Origin of the sequence: Streptomyces davaonensis JCM 4913, from assembly GCF_000349325.1 — a bacterium.
Taxonomy (GTDB): Bacteria; Actinomycetota; Actinomycetes; order Streptomycetales; family Streptomycetaceae; genus Streptomyces; species Streptomyces davaonensis.
On record NC_020504.1, the window covers coordinates 6086625 to 6102148 of the forward strand.

Genomic DNA, 15524 nt, shown 5'->3' on the forward strand with positions numbered 1-15524 from the left:
TACTGCCTCACGCGTCCCACAGGTGTCGCCCGTTGTCCACAGCGCGGCAGTTGTCCACAGGTCCGGACCGGGCTCCCCCGCATGGCGTACGGTGCGGCGCATGGCAAGTGTGCTCGTGGTCGAGGACGACCAGTTCGTACGCTCGGCCCTCATCCGGCATCTGACCGACGCCGCACACACCGTGCGCAGCGTCGGCACCGCCCTTGAGGCGCTGCGCGAGGTCGCCCATTTCCGTTTCGACGTGGTCATCCTGGACCTCGGACTGCCCGATCTGGACGGGTCCGAGGCCCTGAAGATGCTGCGCGGGATCACCGACGTCCCGGTGATCATCGCCACCGCCCGCGACGACGAGACGGAGATCGTCCGGCTGCTGAACGCCGGCGCGGACGACTACCTCACCAAGCCGTTCTCCGTCGAGCACCTCTCCGCGCGCATGGCCGCCGTCCTACGACGGTCCCGGGCCGCCGCGGGGGAGGCGCCACCGGAGTCCGTGCTCCGCGTCGGCGGCCTCACCGTCGACCCGCTGCGCCGCCAGGCCGAACTGGACGGCGTACGCCTCGACCTGACCCGGCGCGAGTTCGACCTGCTCGCCTTCCTGGCCGGCCGCCCCGGCGTCGTCGTCCCCCGCAAGGAACTGCTCGCCGAGGTGTGGCAGCAGTCCTACGGCGACGACCAGACCATCGACGTGCACCTGTCCTGGCTGCGCCGCAAGCTCGGCGAGACCGCCGCGCGCCCGCGCTATCTGCACACCCTGCGCGGGGTCGGCGTGAAGCTGGAGCCACCGGTGCCAGGGGGGCCGCCGCGATGAGATGGGCCCTGGTCAAGGTCTCGCTTGCGGTCACCACCATGGTGGTGCTGGCCTTCGCCGTGCCGCTCGGCCTGGTCATCAAGGAGATGGCCCGCGACCGCGCCTTCTCCAACGCCGAGCGGGAGGCCGCCGCGGTCGCCCCCGCGCTGTCCATCACCACCGACCGCGACCAGCTCGAACGGGTCGTGGCCTCCGCCGGGTCCGAGGCGGAGATGGCCGTGCACATACCCGCGTCCGACGGCACCGGAGCCGTCGACATCGGCCGGCAGCGCGCCGCCCGCCACGACGTCGCGACCGTACGCAAGCTCGGCCGTGCCTCCACCACCGAGGTGCCCGGCGGCTCCACTCTCCTCCAGCCCGTCGCGATCAGCTCCGGCGAGATCGCCGTCGTGGAGGTGTACGTCCCCGAGTCCGAGGTCAGCAACGGCGTCTCGACGGCCTGGGCGGTCCTCGCCGCCGTCGGTGTCGCCCTGATCGTCGGCTCGGTCGCGGTCGCCGACCGGCTCGGTGTCCGGATGGTGCAGCCCGCGCAGCGCCTGGTCGAGGGCGCGCACGAGCTGGGGGAGGGCAAGCTGGGCGCCCGGGTGCCGGAGGAGGGACCGAAGGAACTGCGGCTGGCCGCGACCGCGTTCAACTCCATGGCCGACCAGGTCGTCCAACTGCTCGCCAACGAACGGGAGCTGGCCGCCGATCTCTCGCACCGGCTGCGCACGCCGCTGACCGTGCTGCGCCTGAACGCCGCCTCGCTGGGGGACGGACCGGCCGCCGAGCAGACCCGGGCCGCCGTCGCCCAGTTGGAGCGGGAGGTCGACACCATCATCCGTACGGCGCGGGAGGCCAAGCCGCAGACGGCGGCGATCGGTCCGGGCGCCGGCTGCGACGCGGCCGAAGTCGTGCGCGAGCGGATGGGGTTCTGGTCGGCGCTGGCCGAGGACGAGGGCCGCAAGGTGCGGGTGGCCGGGGTGGACCGGCCGGTGCGCGTACCCGTGGCGCGGGCCGACCTGGCCGCAGCCCTGGACGCCCTGCTCGGCAATGTCTTCCGGCACACCTCGGAGGGCACCGCCTTCGCGGTCGACGTGCACAACGGCGAGGACGCGGTGATCGTGCTCGTGTCGGACGCCGGGTCCGGCATACCCGACCCCGAGGCGGCGATGGCCCGCGGCCGGGGCTCGGGCAGTGCCGGTTCCACCGGTCTCGGCCTGGACATCGTGCGCCGGCTCGCCGAGTCCACGGGCGGTGATGTCCGTATCGGCTCGTCCGTGCTCGGCGGCACCGAGGTGCGGATCTGGATCCAGCTCGACGGGCGGGCGCCCGAGCGGCGCGGGCACCGGGTGCGCAGACGCCGTAGCGGCCGACTGGTCTCGACCTTTAACCGGCCCCGATCCCTTCCTTAAGCGCACCCTAAGATCCTCAACCCCCGTCCCGATCAGGCCATTTGCCCGTTTCGGTCTCGCTAGCGTGCTGCCGCACCCCCACTCGTGAGCACCCCGTGAGCAGCGAAAGCAGGCAGGCGATGAGCATCCACCGGCGCAAGGTCAGCGGCAGGAACAAGGCGATAGGCGGGCTCGTCGCCGCGGCCGTGGTCGGTGGCGGCGCCGTCTTCCTCACCGGGACCGCGCAGGCGGCCGGGGTGGGCGCCGCGTACACCAAGACCAGTGACTGGACGACCGGTTACACCGCCCAGTACGTCGTCACCAACGACACCGACGCGACGAAGGCCGACTGGACCCTCAGCTTCGATCTGCCGTCGGGCGCGAAGCTGAGCTCGCTGTGGAACGCCGAGTCCAGTGTGAGCGGTTCGCGGGTCACCGTGAAGCCCGCGGCCTGGGACAAGGACGGCCTCAAGGCCGGGGAGTCGGTCACCGTCGGCTTCGTCGTCAACGGCTCCGGCGACCCGACCGGCTGTGTCGTCGACGGCGTCAAGTGCTCGACGGACGGAGGCGCGACCCCCGAGCCGTCCGGCCGCCCGACCGAGACGGCGACCCCGACCCCGACGCCGACCCCCACCGAGACCAGCACCCCCACTCCCACCCCCACCCCGACGGCCACGGAGTCGACCGGCAGCGGCAACACCACCAACGCCGGATTCGCCCCGTACGTCGACACCTCCCTCTACCCGGCCTTCGACCTGGTCGGCACCGCCGAGGCCACCGGCGTGAAGAACTACAACCTGGCCTTCATCACCGACGGCGGCGGCTGTACGCCCAAGTGGGGCGGGGTGAGCGACCTGGCGAGCGACGCGGTCGCCGGGCAGATCGGCGCGCTGCGCGCCAAGGGCGGCGACGTCCGGGTCTCCTTCGGCGGCGCGGCCGGCAGTGAGCTGGCCACCACCTGCTCCTCGGCGGACGCGCTGGCGGCGGCGTACAACAAGGTCGTGGAGGCCTACGACCTCACCAAGGTCGACTTCGACGTCGAGGGCGGCGCGCTGCCCGACGCCGCCGCCAACACCCGCCGTGCCCAGGCCATCGCCAAGCTCCAGAAGCAGCACCCGGACCTGAACGTCTCCTACACCCTCCCGGTGATGCCGGAGGGCCTGACCCAGCCCGGCGTGGACCTGCTGGCCGACGCCAAGAAGAACGGTGTGAAGATCGACGCCGTCAACATCATGGCGATGGACTACGGCCCGGCGTACAGCGGCGACATGGGCACCTACGCCGAGCAGGCGGCCACCGCCACGCAGGCCCAGATCAAGGGTGTTCTCGGCCTGAGCGACAGCGCCGCCTGGAAGACCGTCGCGGTCACCCCGATGATCGGCGTCAACGACGTGGTGACGGAGATCTTCAAGGTCGAGGACGCCACCCAGCTGGTGAACTTCGCCAAGTCCAAGGGGCTCGGCTGGCTGTCGATGTGGTCCGGCACCCGCGACAAGGCCTGCCCCGGCGGCCCGAAGCCCGCGGCCGACGCCACGTGCAGCTCCATCGACCAGGACAAGAACGCCTTCAGCAAGGCCTTCGCGGCCTACAAGTAGGCCCGCTGAGTCCGTTCGAGCCCACGGGGGGCGCGCCCCGGCCGGTCTTCCCCCCATCCGGCCGGGGCGCGGCACGTCCCCTCCACGTGCCGCGCCCGGCCATCGCCCCCGTCAGTCCGACTCCACCGCCGGCAGCGCCCCCGACCGGGCTGCCCGTCCGTACCACAGGGCGCTGGACTTCGGCGTCCGCTCCAGCGTGGTGTAGTCGACGTACACCGCGCCGAACCGCTTGTCGTAGCCGTAGGACCACTCGAAGTTGTCCATCAGGGACCACAGGTAGTAGCCGCGGACATCGGCGCCGTCCTCGATGGCGCGGCGCACCGCCGAGAGATGGCCGTGGAGGTAGGCGATCCGCTCCGGGTCGTGGACCCGGCCGTCGGGGTCGGGCTTGTCGTCGTAGGCCGCGCCGTTCTCCGTGATGTACAGCGGCAGCCCCGGGGCCTCGCGGGTGTAGCGCATGATCAGGTCGTGCAGTCCGGTCGGGTCGATCGTCCAGCCCATCTCGGTGCGCTCGCCCGGGGTCTGGTGGAAGGCCACGTCGTCCGCGCCCGGCCAGGGCGAGTGGGCGCTCTCCCCGTGGCCGTCCGCGCGCGGGCCCGCCGGGGCCGACTCGGCGGCCGAAACCAGCGTGGGCGTGTAGTAGTTGAGGCCCAGCGCGTCGAGCGGCTGGTTGATCAGGGCCAGATCGCCGTCCTGGACGTAGTCCCAGTCCGTCAGCGGCGCCGTCGCCGTGAGCAGCGACTGCGGGTAGGCGCCGTGCAATATCGGGCCGTGGAAGATGCCGTTGGCCAGGTCGTCGATGCGCTGCCGGGCCGCCAGGTCCTCCGGGTCGTCGGAAACCGGCCTGACCACCGAGGAGTTGAGGCTGACCGCCACCCCGTTACGGGCCGGCATCACCGAGCGCAGGGCCGAAGCGCCGAGGCCGTGCGCCAGGTTGAGGTGGTGCGCGGCCTTCAGCGAGGCCGCCGGGTCCGTCCGGCCCGGGGCGTGCACCCCGGACGCGTACCCCAGGAAGGCGCTGCACCAGGGCTCGTTGAGCGTGATCCACTGCTCCACCCGGTCGCCGAGCGCCTCACCGACGATCTGCGCGTACTCCGCGAACCGGTACGCCGTGTCCCGCTCCGGCCAGCCGCCCGCGTCCTCCAGCTCCTGCGGCAGATCCCAGTGGTAGAGCGTGACAGCCGGCTTGATGCCGTGCGCGAGCAGCTCGTCCACGAGATTGCGGTAGAAGTCCAGGCCCCGCTGGACCGCGGGCCCCCGGCCCGTGGGCTGCACCCGGGACCAGGAGATGGAAAAGCGGTACGCCGTCAGGCCCAGCTCGGCCATCAGCGCCACGTCGTCCCGGAAGCGGTGGTAGTGGTCGACAGCGATGTCACCGGTCTCGCCGCCGACCGTCTTGCCCGGCGTATGGCTGAAGGTGTCCCAGATCGACGGGGTACGGCCGTCCTCCCGCACCGCCCCCTCGATCTGGTACGCGGAGGTGGCGGCGCCCCAGAGGAAGGCGGGAGGAAAGGTCACCGGGGTCACCGGCTGTGCGGAGTCAGGCATGGAAGCGCTCCCATAGGAGGTCGGACAGGCCGACGGACAGGGGGGATGGGGAGGAGGAAGAAGGGGCCGGAGCGGCGGTGACCCGGCCCCTGAAGAGATGCGGGGGATACGAGAGAGGCGATGGATGCGGGGGCTCAGCCCTTCACCGCGCCCTGCATGATGCCGCCCACGATCTGCTTGCCGAAGATCGCGAACACGATCAGCAGCGGCAGCGTGCCCAGCAGCGCGCCCGCCATGATCAGGGACTGGTCCGGCGTATAGCCGCGGCCCAGGCCCGCGACCGCCACCTGCACGGTCGGATTGCCGTTCTGGGTGAGCACCAGGAACGGCCACAGGAAGTCGTTCCAGGTCTGCACGAACATCAGCATCCCCAGCACCGCCATCGCGGGACGGGCCGCGGGGAACACCACATGCCAGATCACGCGCCAGCTGCTCGCGCCGTCCACCCGCGCCGCCTCGATGATCTCGTCGGGCAGCGCCTGGAGCAGGTACTGCCGCATGAAGAACACACCGAACGCGCTCACCAATGACGGGAAGATCACCGCCTGGAGCTGGTCGGCCCAGTCGAGCTCGGCGACCATCATGTACAGCGGGATCACGCTGAGCTGCGGCGGCACCATCATCGTGCCGATCACGATCAGCATCATCGCGTTACGGCCCTTGAAGCGCAGCTTGGCGAAGGCGAACCCGGCGATCGTCGACAGGAACACGATGGTCGCCGCCGACACCCCCGCCACGAACGTGGTGTTGAGGAACGCCTCGCCCAGGTTGGCGTCGTTCCAGGCGAGATCGAGATTGTCGAAGAGGTTCGAGCCGAACCAGAACGGCGGCGGTGTCTCGGCCAGCCGCTGGTTGTCACGGGAGGCGGCGATCGCCGTCCACACCAGGGGGAACAGCGAGCCGATGGTGAACAGCGCGAGGATCACGTACGCGATCGGTCCCGCGTGCAGGGTCCCGCCGGCCCGGGCCGCCTTCGGCCGCCGTACCCGCCGGGTCTTCTCCGGAGGTGTCTCGGAGGCTGGAGTCAGTGTCGTCGTCACGGCCGGTCTCCTAACTACTGGCGCGCAGCCGGCGCGAGATGACGTAGTTGACGATCCCGACCACGATGAGGATCAGGAACAGCGTCCAGGCGATGGCGGAGGCACGGCCCAGATGCTGGTTCACCCAGCCCTGCTCGTACAGGTAGAGGCCGAGCGTCTGGAACTGGTGCTGGGATCCGCCGGAGGCGCCCTTGTTCGCGTCGAACAGCAGCGGCTCACCGAACAGTTGGGATGCGCCGATGGTCGACACGACGACCGTGAACAGGATCGTCGGGCGCAGCGAGGGCAGCGTGACATGGAAGAACTGCTGCCAGCGGCTGGCCCCGTCCAGCGCGGCCGACTCGTACAGGTCCTGTGGGATCGCCTGCATCGCGGCCAGGTAGATCAGCGCGTTGTAGCCGGTCCAGCGCCATATGACGATGGTCGACACGGCGATCTGGGAGGCCCACTGGTCGTTCTGCCAGTCGATGTTGTCGATCCCGACCGCGCCCAGCGCCCAGTTGATCATGCCGTAGTCGCGGCCGAAGAGCAGCACGAAGACCAGCGAGGCGGCTGCGATCGAGGTCGCGTAGGGCGCGAGCATGACGACCCGGTAGAAGGTCGAGGCGCGCAGCTTGTAGTTGAGGATGTGGGCGATGCCCATCGCCATCAGCAGCTGCGGAACGGTCGAGATGATGCCGATGGTCAGCGTGTTCTCGGCCGCGTTCCAGAAGAACTCGTCGTCGAAGATCCGGGTGTAGTTGCGCAGGCCGACCCACTCCATGTCGGTCGGCGCGGTCAGCTCCACCTGGTGCAGCGAGGCCCAGCCCGTGTAGACCAGCGGGAACAGGCCGAAGGCCAGGAACAGCAGGAAGAACGGGGAGACGAAGGCGTACGGGCTCCAGCGCATGTCCCGCTGCCAGCGGCGGGACAGCTTGGACCGGCGCCGCAGCTCCTGCTCGGTGACCGGGCCCTCGCCGGACGGGCGGCCCGGGGCCGCGCCCCCCTTGGTGGGGGACGCGGCGGCGGTGTCGTGCCCAGTGCTCATCCGGGTCACTGGTCCAGGGCGTTGTCGATGGTCTTGACGGCGTTGTCCCAGGCTTCCTTGGCGGACTTGCCCTGGGTCACCAGGACCACGCCGTTGTCGGTCAGACCCTGCTGGATGATCTGGTCCTTCGGGCCGATCGTCTGGACCGGGATGTTGGCGGCCGCCTCGGCGAAGATCGTGCCGATCGGCGCGTCACCGGTCATGTCGTTCTTCGCGCCGGTCACCTCGGACGACTCGTACGCGGCCGGGGTGCTCGGGAAGCTGCCCTGCACGCCGAACAGCTTGGCCTGCTGCTCGGGCGCGGTCAGCCAGGCGGCGAGCTTGGCCGCCTCCTCCGCGTTCTTGCCGGACTTCGGGACGGTCAGGAAGGAACCGCCCCAGTTGCCGGACTTCGGCGCCTGGGCGACGTCCCACTTGCCGGCCGACTCGGGCTTGGACTTGCCCTTGATGTAGCCGAGCATCCACGGCGGGCAGGACATCGCGGCGAACTTGCTGTTGGCGATGGTGGTGTCCCAGGCGGGCTGGAACTGCGTCTGGTTGCCGATCAGACCGGCCTCGGCGGCCTCCGCGGTGAGGTCGAAGGCGGACTTCACGGCCGGGTTCGTCTTGTAGATGACCTCGCCGGAGGAGTCGTAGAAGCGGTCCTTCTCACTGCTCAGGATCGCCTGGAGCATGCCGCCGGGGGAGTCCAGGAAGGTGGTGCCCTTGGCGCCCTTGGCCTTGTAGTCCTTGCCGACCTCGACGAACTTGTCCCAGCTGCCCGCCCACAGCTTGCCGACCTCCTCGCGGTCGGTGGGCAGTCCGGCCTCCTTGAAGAGGTCGGTGCGGTAGCAGATCGCCATCGGGCCGACGTCGGTGCCGACACCGATGGTCTGGCCCTCGGCGGTGGTGGCCTGCTGCCACTTCCACTCCAGGTAGTCGCTCTTCTTGCCGTACTTCGACAGGTCGAGCAGCTTGTCGGACTGGGTCTGGACGATCTCGGCGATGTTGCCGACCTCGACCATCTGGATGTCCTGGAGGCCGCTGTTGGTGGTGAGGTGGTTGAGCAGCGCCGGGTAGTAGACCTCGTTGCGCTCGACGACCGTCTGCTGGATGTCGATGTCGGGGTGGAGCTTCTCGTACTCCTTGTAGAGTCCGGACTCCTCGAATCCGGCCGTGCCGAACAGACCAAGGGTGATCTTGGTCTTGCCGCCACCGCCCTCGGTCGACGAGCTGTCGTCGTCGTTGCCGTCGTCGGCACAGCCGGCCAGCAGCCCGGTGCCCAGCGACGCCACCGCCGCGAGGACAACCGCCTTGCGGCGGATTCGGGTACGTGCTCGCATTGCGTCCTCCTGTTGCCCTGACGTGCCGACCCCCCGGCCAACTGCAATGTTGGGCCCGTTAGTTCTCGCTGCGGCTCGGGCGGGGAACGTGCGGGATGTGTATGTGTCAGGTACTGTGGGAGCGCTCCCACAGGTGATGTGTTGAAGAGTCGTCGGTCCGGGCGGGGGTGTCAAGGGCATGGGGGCGGAGAGATGCGTTCAGTTATCGGGACGTTAACTGGATCCGAGCGCGGCCCCCGCGGTGCGGTCGGCCGTGCTCGTGAACAGTCACAGTGCGGGACGGGGCTGTTAAATTCCAGGCCAGCGACAGGACAACGGCGAAAGGCGGAGCCCATGGCAAGCCACGGAGCGCGGGGGCGGAGTGGCGGGCGTCCCACGCTCGAAGAGGTCGCCGCGCGCGCCGGTGTCGGACGGGGCACCGTCTCCCGGGTGATCAACGGCTCGCCGCGGGTCAGCGACGCCACCCGGGCCGCGGTGGAGGCGGCGGTCGCCGAGCTCGGCTACGTCCCGAACACGGCCGCCCGGGCCCTGGCCGCCAACCGCACCGACGCCATCGCCCTCGTCGTGCCCGAGCCGGAGACCCGGTTCTTCTCGGAGCCGTACTTCTCCGACATGCTGAAGGGCGTCGGGGCCGAACTCTCCGACACCGAGATGCAGTTGCTGCTGATCTTCGCGGGCAGCGACCGGGAGCGGCGCCGGCTGGCGCAGTACCTCGCCGCGCACCGGGTGGACGGGGTGCTGCTGGTCTCGGTGCACGCCGACGACCCGCTGCCCGATCTGCTGGCCCAGCTGGAGATCCCGGCCGTGATCAGCGGCCCGAGGTCCGCCGCGGAGACGCTCACCTCGGTGGACTCCGACAACTACGGCGGCGCCCGCCAGGCCGTGGAGCATCTGCTCTCCCGGGGCCGCCGCGAGATAGCCCACATCACCGGCCGCCTCGACGTCTACGGCGCCCAGCGCCGCGTCGACGGCTACCGCGAGGCCCTCAGGGACGCGGGGCAGGCGGCGGATGAGTTGCTCATCGAGCCGGGCGACTTCACCGAGGAGGGTGGCCGGCGAGCGATGGCCGCGCTGCTGGAGCGCCGCCCCGGTCTGGATGCCGTCTTCGCGGGGTCCGATGTGATGGCCGCGGGTGCTCGGCAGGTGCTGCGGGAGGCCGGCCGCCGTATCCCGGACGATGTGGCGCTGGTCGGCTACGACGACTCCGCCATAGCCCGCCACATGGAGCCGCCCCTCACCAGCGTCCGGCAGCCGATCGAGGAGATGGGCCGCCGGATGATCGACCTCCTGCTGGAGGAGATCGCCGACCGGCGCCCCGCGGTGTCCCGGGGCCTGGAGCGGCGACAGGTGGTGCTGGCCACGGAGCTGGCGGAGCGGGCGTCGTCCTGAGTTCTCGAGTCCCTGAGTTCTTGAGTGTCGGTGGGTGTCAGCGGTGCCAGCCCCGGCGGGGACGGCGGCCCGGGTGTTCGGTGTGGTGGGTGATCAGCCAGGCGGCGCCGAGCAGGGCGATGCCGGTCAGCCAGACCAGGACCACCAGCCAGGTGCCGATCGAGCTGCCCGGGTCATTGGCGCCCTGGCAGAGGTCGCCGACGCAGGTGTTCTCGTCCTCGGCAGCGTCCAGCGCGACCACGAGCCAGAGCAGCATCACCAGGTTGAACCCCAGGATCAGCCACGTCAGCAGCCGCCACTTGTGAACACGCCGCGACCGCATGACGAGCCTCCCGGGTCCAAGACCGGCCCATAAGCCGACGATACGCCCCCACCTGCGGTTACGGCCCGAGCAGCCAGCGGATTTCGCCGTCCTGGTACTCGTCGGTCGGCGTCAGTCCGGCGGCCCGTGCGACCGCGGCGGAGGCGGTGTGGTCGGGGTGGATGTGGGCGATGACCGACTTCAGGGCCGTCTGATCGCTGAGCCCGGCCGCCGTCTGTTCGCGGAACCGGTCCACGAGGGCCCGTGCCGCCTCCGTGGCCAGTCCGCGGCCCTGCCACGCGGTGCCCACGACCCAGGCGATCTCGGCGGAGCGGGCGGTGACCGTGGCCTGGACGGTGCCCACCAGACAGTTCTCGGCGCGCAGCCGCAGCACCCAGTTGTGCCAGGCGACGTCCGGGTCCGGGGAACCGGCGACCAGCCGTTCGTAGCGGGCGCGCAGGGCGTCGGGGGTGGCGGGGGAGCCGCCGATGAAGGTGTGCAGCGCCGGGTCGGCCAGGACGGCGGCCATCTCCTCGGCGTGCTCGACGCGCAGGGGGACGAGGTCCAGGCGGGGAGTACGCAGTGGCTCGGTCATTTGAGGGAGAGTACGTGGGGCCCCGAAAACGCGTTCAGCCGGTGACCTTGACGAGAAGGTCACCGGCTGAACAGCCAGGGTGAGTGACGGGACTCGAACCCGCGGCATCCTGGACCACAACCAGGTGCTCTACCAGCTGAGCTACACCCACCATGACCGGCTCTGGGTTTTTCCCCGACCGGCCGAGAAAAAGTGTACAGGGTCCGAAGGGGTGCTCGCGCCCGGCTTTTACGGGGCCCGGATCCGGGCCCCGTTCCGTGCCGCCGAGCAGCCCCCGATCCGCTACTGAGCAGGGACGACGTGCTTCGCGGCGATGGTCTTGGCGGTCTCGGAGTCCGGTCCCGGCTGCGGGACGAAGACGGCCTCGCGGTAGTAGCGCAGTTCCGCGATGGACTCGCGGATGTCGGCGAGGGCGCGGTGGTTGCCGTTCTTCTCCGGGCTGTTGAAGTACGCGCGCGGGTACCAGCGGCGGGCGAGCTCCTTGATGCTCGACACGTCGACGATGCGGTAGTGCAGGTGGTTCTCCAGGGCCGGCATGTCCCGCAGCAGGAATCCGCGGTCGGTGCCGACGGAGTTGCCGCACAGGGGCGCCTTGCCGGGTTCCTTCACGTGCTCGCGCACATACGCCAGGACCTGGGCCTCGGCGTCCGCCAGCGTGGTGCCGCCGGCGAGTTCGTCGAGCAGTCCGGACGCGGTGTGCATCTGACGCACCACTTCCGGCATCGTCTCCAGCGCCGAGTCCGGCGGCCGGATGACGATGTCCACACCGTCGCCGAGGATGTTCAGCTCGGAGTCGGTGACGAGGGCGGCAACCTCGATGAGCGCGTCGTCGGACAGCGAGAGGCCGGTCATCTCGCAGTCGATCCACACCATGCGATCGTTCATGCGACCACCCTAAAGCTGACGTCCGCTTTTGTGTCGCCCCCTGTCACGAACCCGGTCGCCCTGAACCGTTCCGCACGCCGAACGCCGGACAGGCTCGGGGCCTGTCCGGCGTCTGTCGTCCTGCGTCAGCTCAGGTGCCGCTGCGCTGTCCCGGGAGGGTGGCGCGGGTGACGTAGGTCTCCCGGCCGTTGTCCGCGGCGGCCGCGGCCAGGGCCTGGCCCACCGTGGTCGCCGCCGGGGTGCGGCGGGTCTGGAGCGGGACCGGGCCGGGCTCCGAGTGGAGCGTGGGCGTCGGACCGGGGGCGGCGTCGGCGTCCGCCGTCGGCCGCTCGCCCTGCGGGCGCCGGGCCCGGTACGCCGCCCGGTACGCGGCCGGGGACGAGCCCAGCTGGCGCCGGAAGTGCCCGCGCAGCGCCACCGGCGAGCGGAAGCCGCAGCGGCCCGCGACCTCGTCCACCGAGTAGTCCGACGTCTCCAGCAGGCGCTGCGCCTGAAGGACCCGCTGGGTGATCAGCCACTGGAGCGGGGCCGAACCGGTCAGCGAGCGGAAGCGGCGGTCGAACGTACGGCGTGACATGTACGCCCGTGCCGCCAGCGTCTCCACGTCGAACTGTTCGTGGAGATGCTCCAGCGCCCAGGCGACGACCTCGGCGAGCGGGTCGGCGCCGATCTCCTCTGGTAAAGAGCGGTCCAGGTAGCGCTCCTGGCCTCCTGTCCGGCGCGGCGGGACGACCAGTCGGCGGGCCAGCGCGCCGGCCGCCTCGTTGCCGTGGTCGGTCCGCACGATGTGGAGACAGAGGTCGATGCCCGCGGCCGTACCGGCCGAGGTCAGTACGTCTCCGTCGTCCACGAAGAGTTCTCTTGGATCCACGTGCACCGACGGATAGCGCTTGGCCAGCGTCGGTGCGTACATCCAGTGTGTCGTCGCGGGGCGGCCGTCCAGCAGGCCCGCCGCCGCCAGCACGAAGGCGCCGGTGCACAGCCCTACGATGCGGGCACCCTCTTCGTGCGCCCGGCGCAATGCGTCGAGCGCTTCCTCCGGCGGCGGTGAGGTGATCGAACGCCAGGCCGGCACGACGACCGTGCCCGCCCGTGCGATCGCCTCCAGGCCATGTGGCGCGGTGAGTTCCAGGCCCCCTGTGGTCCGCAGCGGGCCCTCCTCGCCGCCGCACACCAGCAAGCGGTAGCGCGGCACGCCGGCGTCCTGGCGGTCGATTCCGAACACCGACAGCGGTATGGAACTCTCGAAGATGGGGCCGCCGCTGAACAGCAGCACCGCGACGATCTCCTTGCGGCGTCGCCCGGAGAGTTTCCGGGCCGCGGCTTCCGGCGCGGCAGTGGAGTCGTGGCTCATACTGCTAAGCCCCCCTCGGTGGTCGCGGCTCCTCGGTTGTGTCGCTCCTGCACGTTTCCCCTCGGTCCTGCACGAGTCCCCCGCCGTAGACAGTCAAGATCGAATCTACTGTGTCGCGTCGTGCCTCAGTGGCCGGTTCGTCACTCGGCACATTGTCGACTTGGCAACTTGGCGTGAAGCATTCGATCACGAAGCGTTGCACTCACGGGCCGTGCAGGGAAGTGCGCCTTGTCGCTGTGGCCAATCCACGTAGGGTGCGCGGCACCCCCGAGGCCCTTTCCGTGCAGGTCAAACGGGGGTTGGGGGGTGGTTGGGGGCGGGGTTACACGTTCGCCGGAAGTTGGCTGAAAAGAGCCGTCCGAGGGCATGGAAACCGGTCAGCCGCCCGGTGTATTTCCCCTCCGGTGCCGACGCCCGCGCTGGGGGGCCGGTCCCGCGTGTTCCTCGGCGAGCAACCGGGCTGCGCCGCGCTCGGACTGGCGCAGCAGAACCCGGCAGACCGCGGTGACGGCGGCGAGGCCGAGGGCGGTGCCGGTGGCGCCGGCCAGTGAAGTGCCGTACCAGAGGAGGACGACGGGGACGAGGACGCACGAGAAGGCCGCCCAGCGGACCACATCGGTGGTGGAGTCCTGGGGCTGCTGTCCGGACATTGCGTGCTCCCGGTGTCGGTGGCTCACGGGGATCAACGCGTGCCCGAGCGGTCGGTCACTGTGCGCCCGCGCGCGGGCGCCGGGAGCCGTCCGCGACCCTGTGCAAACCGCCTGTACAGCGCAGCAACCATTGCGTTACGGGCGCACCCTCGTGCATGCTCCCTGGAACCCCCGCGGGAGCACGCCGCGGGATCTGGGCTAAGGAGGCGTGCCGCCGTACCCTTGGGGGTATGGGGTTGGGAAGATGATTCCCGGACACAGCTCCGACCGCACCCTGTCGTCCCCCACACAAGGATCACAACGCCGAGACAGCCATGGCCGGTCACGAATTCTTCGAACCCGCGGACCGCAAGCGGCCCGTCGCCGATCCCACGGCGGCCGAGCCCCTGGCGGCCGAAGAGCCACGTCATTCCTGCGACCCCGCCTTCAAGCACGGGGTCGTGGTCGGTTTCGACGGCTCCACCTCCAGTGAGCGCGCCCTCGCCTACGCCATCGGCATGGCCCACCGCTCCGGCTCCGGCCTGATCATCGTGCATGTCGCCAACCGGCTCCCCACCACCGTGTGGGCCGGCTGCGAGCCGCCGGTCTTCGTCGATGTGCCGGACCACCGCACCGAGGTGCTGGGTCTGGAGCTCGCCTGCGCGGAGTATCTCTCCGAGGTCCCGTGGATCCTCGTCGAGCGCGGCGGTGACATCTGCCATGAACTCGAAGAGGTCGGGCGGGAGTACGAAGCGGACGCGATCGTCGTCGGGTCCACCCACGGCATCGTCGGGCGGATCTTCGGCTCCGTCGCCGGGCGGCTCGCCAAGCGGGCGCAGCGGCCCGTCGTTGTCATTCCGTAACTCGCCGTTGTCCCAGGTGAGATGCGCCGTTGGCGCTCCCTGACGACTTCCCTCAACGCATAAATCTACTGGCGCGTAGAGGTGTTTGTGCCTTTGTGAAGGGCATATATCGCTCACCGCGCAACTGCACATGCATGAAGGGAGCCCGCCGTGGACAACGACGTCTCTGCGGGAAGCGGAATCACCACCGTGGTCGGCCGACTCGCCCTCGGTATCACCCTGTTGGCCTTCGGGCTCGGGTACACCGAAGTGATCGACGGCGTGTCGGCCGCTGACGCCGTATCAATCGCTCAGTACGTGGGCGGAGTCGCTCTGTTCGTCGCCGGTCTCATGGCCTTCCGGGACGGGGACTCCGCCGGTGGCACCGGGTTCACGGTGCTGGGCGCGCTCTGGTTCACGTGGGCCGTATCTGCCGACGTGGCCGTCTCCGCGAACGCGGCCGGGCTGTTCCTGCTGCTGTTCGCCCTCGTGGCGCTGTCGTTGACCCTCGCGGGTGGGGATCAACTGACCCAGGGCACCCATGGGTTGTTCTTCGTCGGGCTGCTTCTGCTGTCCATCTCGATGTTCGCCGAGAACGACGGGCTGGCGAAGGCCGGTGGCTGGTTCGCCGTCGCGGCGGGGGCGGTTGCCTGGTACGCGGCTACCGCGGCGCTGGCTCACTGGCCGACGGTGCTGCCGAGGCGTGCGGCCGGTCGGGGCGTGACGGCCCCGGGCTGATCGGCCGCCGATACCGGGGTATTGGGCGACCCCGGTGAACTGAACGGCCCCCCGCGTGAATGGTGGCATCACGTGGGG

Annotated in this window: 15 protein-coding genes and 1 tRNA gene; 6 read left to right on the forward strand and 10 right to left on the reverse strand. The window is 70.2% G+C overall.

Annotated elements, in window-relative coordinates:
- Nucleotides 1-100: 100 nt before the first annotated feature.
- From BN159_RS27025 to BN159_RS27035, 3 genes are all read left to right on the forward strand, one after another.
- Nucleotides 101-808 (forward strand): response regulator transcription factor, encoded by a 708-nt coding sequence (locus BN159_RS27025; RefSeq protein WP_015660182.1) that lies wholly within the window; start codon nucleotides 101-103, stop codon nucleotides 806-808.
- The gene (locus BN159_RS27030; RefSeq protein WP_015660183.1) at nucleotides 805-2202 is read left to right on the forward strand and encodes a HAMP domain-containing sensor histidine kinase; all 1398 of its coding nucleotides are present in this window, start codon (nucleotides 805-807) and stop codon (nucleotides 2200-2202) included. Before BN159_RS27025 ends, BN159_RS27030 begins: the two co-directional genes overlap by 4 nt.
- 119 nt (nucleotides 2203-2321) lie before the next feature.
- Nucleotides 2322-3776, forward strand: coding sequence for a glycoside hydrolase family 18 protein (locus tag BN159_RS27035; protein WP_015660184.1), 1455 nt, complete (start codon nucleotides 2322-2324; stop codon nucleotides 3774-3776).
- Between the two features lie 111 nt (nucleotides 3777-3887).
- Here BN159_RS27035 and BN159_RS27040 read toward each other — a convergent pair whose 3' ends face one another.
- The 4 genes from BN159_RS27040 to BN159_RS27055 all read right to left on the reverse strand — a co-directional run bounded on the left by BN159_RS27040 (nucleotide 3888) and on the right by BN159_RS27055 (nucleotide 8713).
- Nucleotides 3888-5324: a GH1 family beta-glucosidase gene (locus BN159_RS27040; protein ID WP_015660185.1), complete on the reverse strand. Its 1437-nt coding sequence runs from the start codon at nucleotides 5322-5324 to the stop codon at nucleotides 3888-3890.
- 134 nt (nucleotides 5325-5458) lie between these two features.
- Nucleotides 5459-6364: a carbohydrate ABC transporter permease gene (locus BN159_RS27045; protein WP_015660186.1), complete on the reverse strand. Its 906-nt coding sequence runs from the start codon at nucleotides 6362-6364 to the stop codon at nucleotides 5459-5461.
- A 10-nt stretch (nucleotides 6365-6374) separates the two neighbouring features.
- A complete protein-coding gene (locus BN159_RS27050; RefSeq protein WP_015660187.1) occupies nucleotides 6375-7391 on the reverse strand; it encodes a carbohydrate ABC transporter permease in 1017 nt (338 codons plus the stop codon).
- Between the two features lie 5 nt (nucleotides 7392-7396).
- Entirely contained in the window at nucleotides 7397-8713 is a 1317-nt protein-coding gene (locus BN159_RS27055; RefSeq protein ID WP_015660188.1) for an ABC transporter substrate-binding protein, read from the reverse strand.
- Nucleotides 8714-9046: 333 nt separating this feature from the next.
- Here BN159_RS27055 and BN159_RS27060 point away from each other — a divergent pair, with 333 nt between their 5' ends.
- The gene (locus BN159_RS27060) at nucleotides 9047-10102 is read left to right on the forward strand and encodes a LacI family DNA-binding transcriptional regulator (protein WP_015660189.1); all 1056 of its coding nucleotides are present in this window, start codon (nucleotides 9047-9049) and stop codon (nucleotides 10100-10102) included.
- A gap of 37 nt (nucleotides 10103-10139) precedes the next feature.
- Here BN159_RS27060 and BN159_RS27065 read toward each other — a convergent pair whose 3' ends face one another.
- The 6 genes from BN159_RS27065 to BN159_RS27090 form a co-directional block, all read right to left on the reverse strand.
- A complete protein-coding gene (locus BN159_RS27065) occupies nucleotides 10140-10424 on the reverse strand; it encodes a hypothetical protein (RefSeq protein WP_015660190.1) in 285 nt (94 codons plus the stop codon).
- Nucleotides 10425-10482: 58 nt separating this feature from the next.
- Nucleotides 10483-10998: a GNAT family N-acetyltransferase gene (locus tag BN159_RS27070; protein WP_015660191.1), complete on the reverse strand. Its 516-nt coding sequence runs from the start codon at nucleotides 10996-10998 to the stop codon at nucleotides 10483-10485.
- Nucleotides 10999-11076: 78 nt separating this feature from the next.
- A tRNA-His gene (locus BN159_RS27075) sits at nucleotides 11077-11149 on the reverse strand.
- 131 nt (nucleotides 11150-11280) lie between these two features.
- Nucleotides 11281-11883, reverse strand: coding sequence for an oligoribonuclease (gene orn / locus BN159_RS27080; RefSeq protein ID WP_015660193.1), 603 nt, complete (start codon nucleotides 11881-11883; stop codon nucleotides 11281-11283).
- A 130-nt stretch (nucleotides 11884-12013) separates the two neighbouring features.
- Nucleotides 12014-13237: a helix-turn-helix domain-containing protein gene (locus BN159_RS27085; protein WP_015660194.1), complete on the reverse strand. Its 1224-nt coding sequence runs from the start codon at nucleotides 13235-13237 to the stop codon at nucleotides 12014-12016.
- 377 nt (nucleotides 13238-13614) lie between these two features.
- Entirely contained in the window at nucleotides 13615-13887 is a 273-nt protein-coding gene (locus BN159_RS27090) for a hypothetical protein (protein WP_015660195.1), read from the reverse strand.
- 314 nt (nucleotides 13888-14201) lie between these two features.
- On the opposite strand from BN159_RS27090, the gene BN159_RS27095 reads away from it, so the two are divergent.
- Nucleotides 14202-14729, forward strand: a complete 528-nt coding sequence (locus BN159_RS27095; RefSeq protein WP_015660196.1) for a universal stress protein — start codon at nucleotides 14202-14204, stop codon at nucleotides 14727-14729.
- Nucleotides 14730-14879: 150 nt separating this feature from the next.
- Nucleotides 14880-15446, forward strand: a complete 567-nt coding sequence (locus BN159_RS27100) for a GPR1/FUN34/YaaH family transporter (protein ID WP_015660197.1) — start codon at nucleotides 14880-14882, stop codon at nucleotides 15444-15446.
- Nucleotides 15447-15524: the final 78 nt, after the last annotated feature.

Bases quoted from the DNA above. Each gene is read 5' to 3' on its own strand.
- BN159_RS27035 (WP_015660184.1), top strand. From the start codon at position 2,322: ATGAGCATCCACCGGCGCAAGGTCAGCGGCAGGAACAAGGCGATAGGC.
- BN159_RS27040 (WP_015660185.1), bottom strand. From the start codon at position 5,324: ATGCCTGACTCCGCACAGCCGGTGACCCCGGTGACCTTTCCTCCCGCC.
- BN159_RS27090 (WP_015660195.1), bottom strand. From the start codon at position 13,887: ATGTCCGGACAGCAGCCCCAGGACTCCACCACCGATGTGGTCCGCTGG.
- orn (WP_015660193.1), bottom strand. From the start codon at position 11,883: ATGAACGATCGCATGGTGTGGATCGACTGCGAGATGACCGGCCTCTCG.
- BN159_RS27095 (WP_015660196.1), top strand. From the start codon at position 14,202: ATGGCCGGTCACGAATTCTTCGAACCCGCGGACCGCAAGCGGCCCGTC.
- BN159_RS27055 (WP_015660188.1), bottom strand. From the start codon at position 8,713: ATGCGAGCACGTACCCGAATCCGCCGCAAGGCGGTTGTCCTCGCGGCG.
- BN159_RS27050 (WP_015660187.1), bottom strand. From the start codon at position 7,391: ATGAGCACTGGGCACGACACCGCCGCCGCGTCCCCCACCAAGGGGGGC.
- BN159_RS27070 (WP_015660191.1), bottom strand. From the start codon at position 10,998: ATGACCGAGCCACTGCGTACTCCCCGCCTGGACCTCGTCCCCCTGCGC.
- BN159_RS27085 (WP_015660194.1), bottom strand. From the start codon at position 13,237: ATGAGCCACGACTCCACTGCCGCGCCGGAAGCCGCGGCCCGGAAACTC.
- BN159_RS27025 (WP_015660182.1), top strand. From the start codon at position 101: ATGGCAAGTGTGCTCGTGGTCGAGGACGACCAGTTCGTACGCTCGGCC.
- BN159_RS27060 (WP_015660189.1), top strand. From the start codon at position 9,047: ATGGCAAGCCACGGAGCGCGGGGGCGGAGTGGCGGGCGTCCCACGCTC.
- BN159_RS27065 (WP_015660190.1), bottom strand. From the start codon at position 10,424: ATGCGGTCGCGGCGTGTTCACAAGTGGCGGCTGCTGACGTGGCTGATC.
- BN159_RS27030 (WP_015660183.1), top strand. From the start codon at position 805: ATGAGATGGGCCCTGGTCAAGGTCTCGCTTGCGGTCACCACCATGGTG.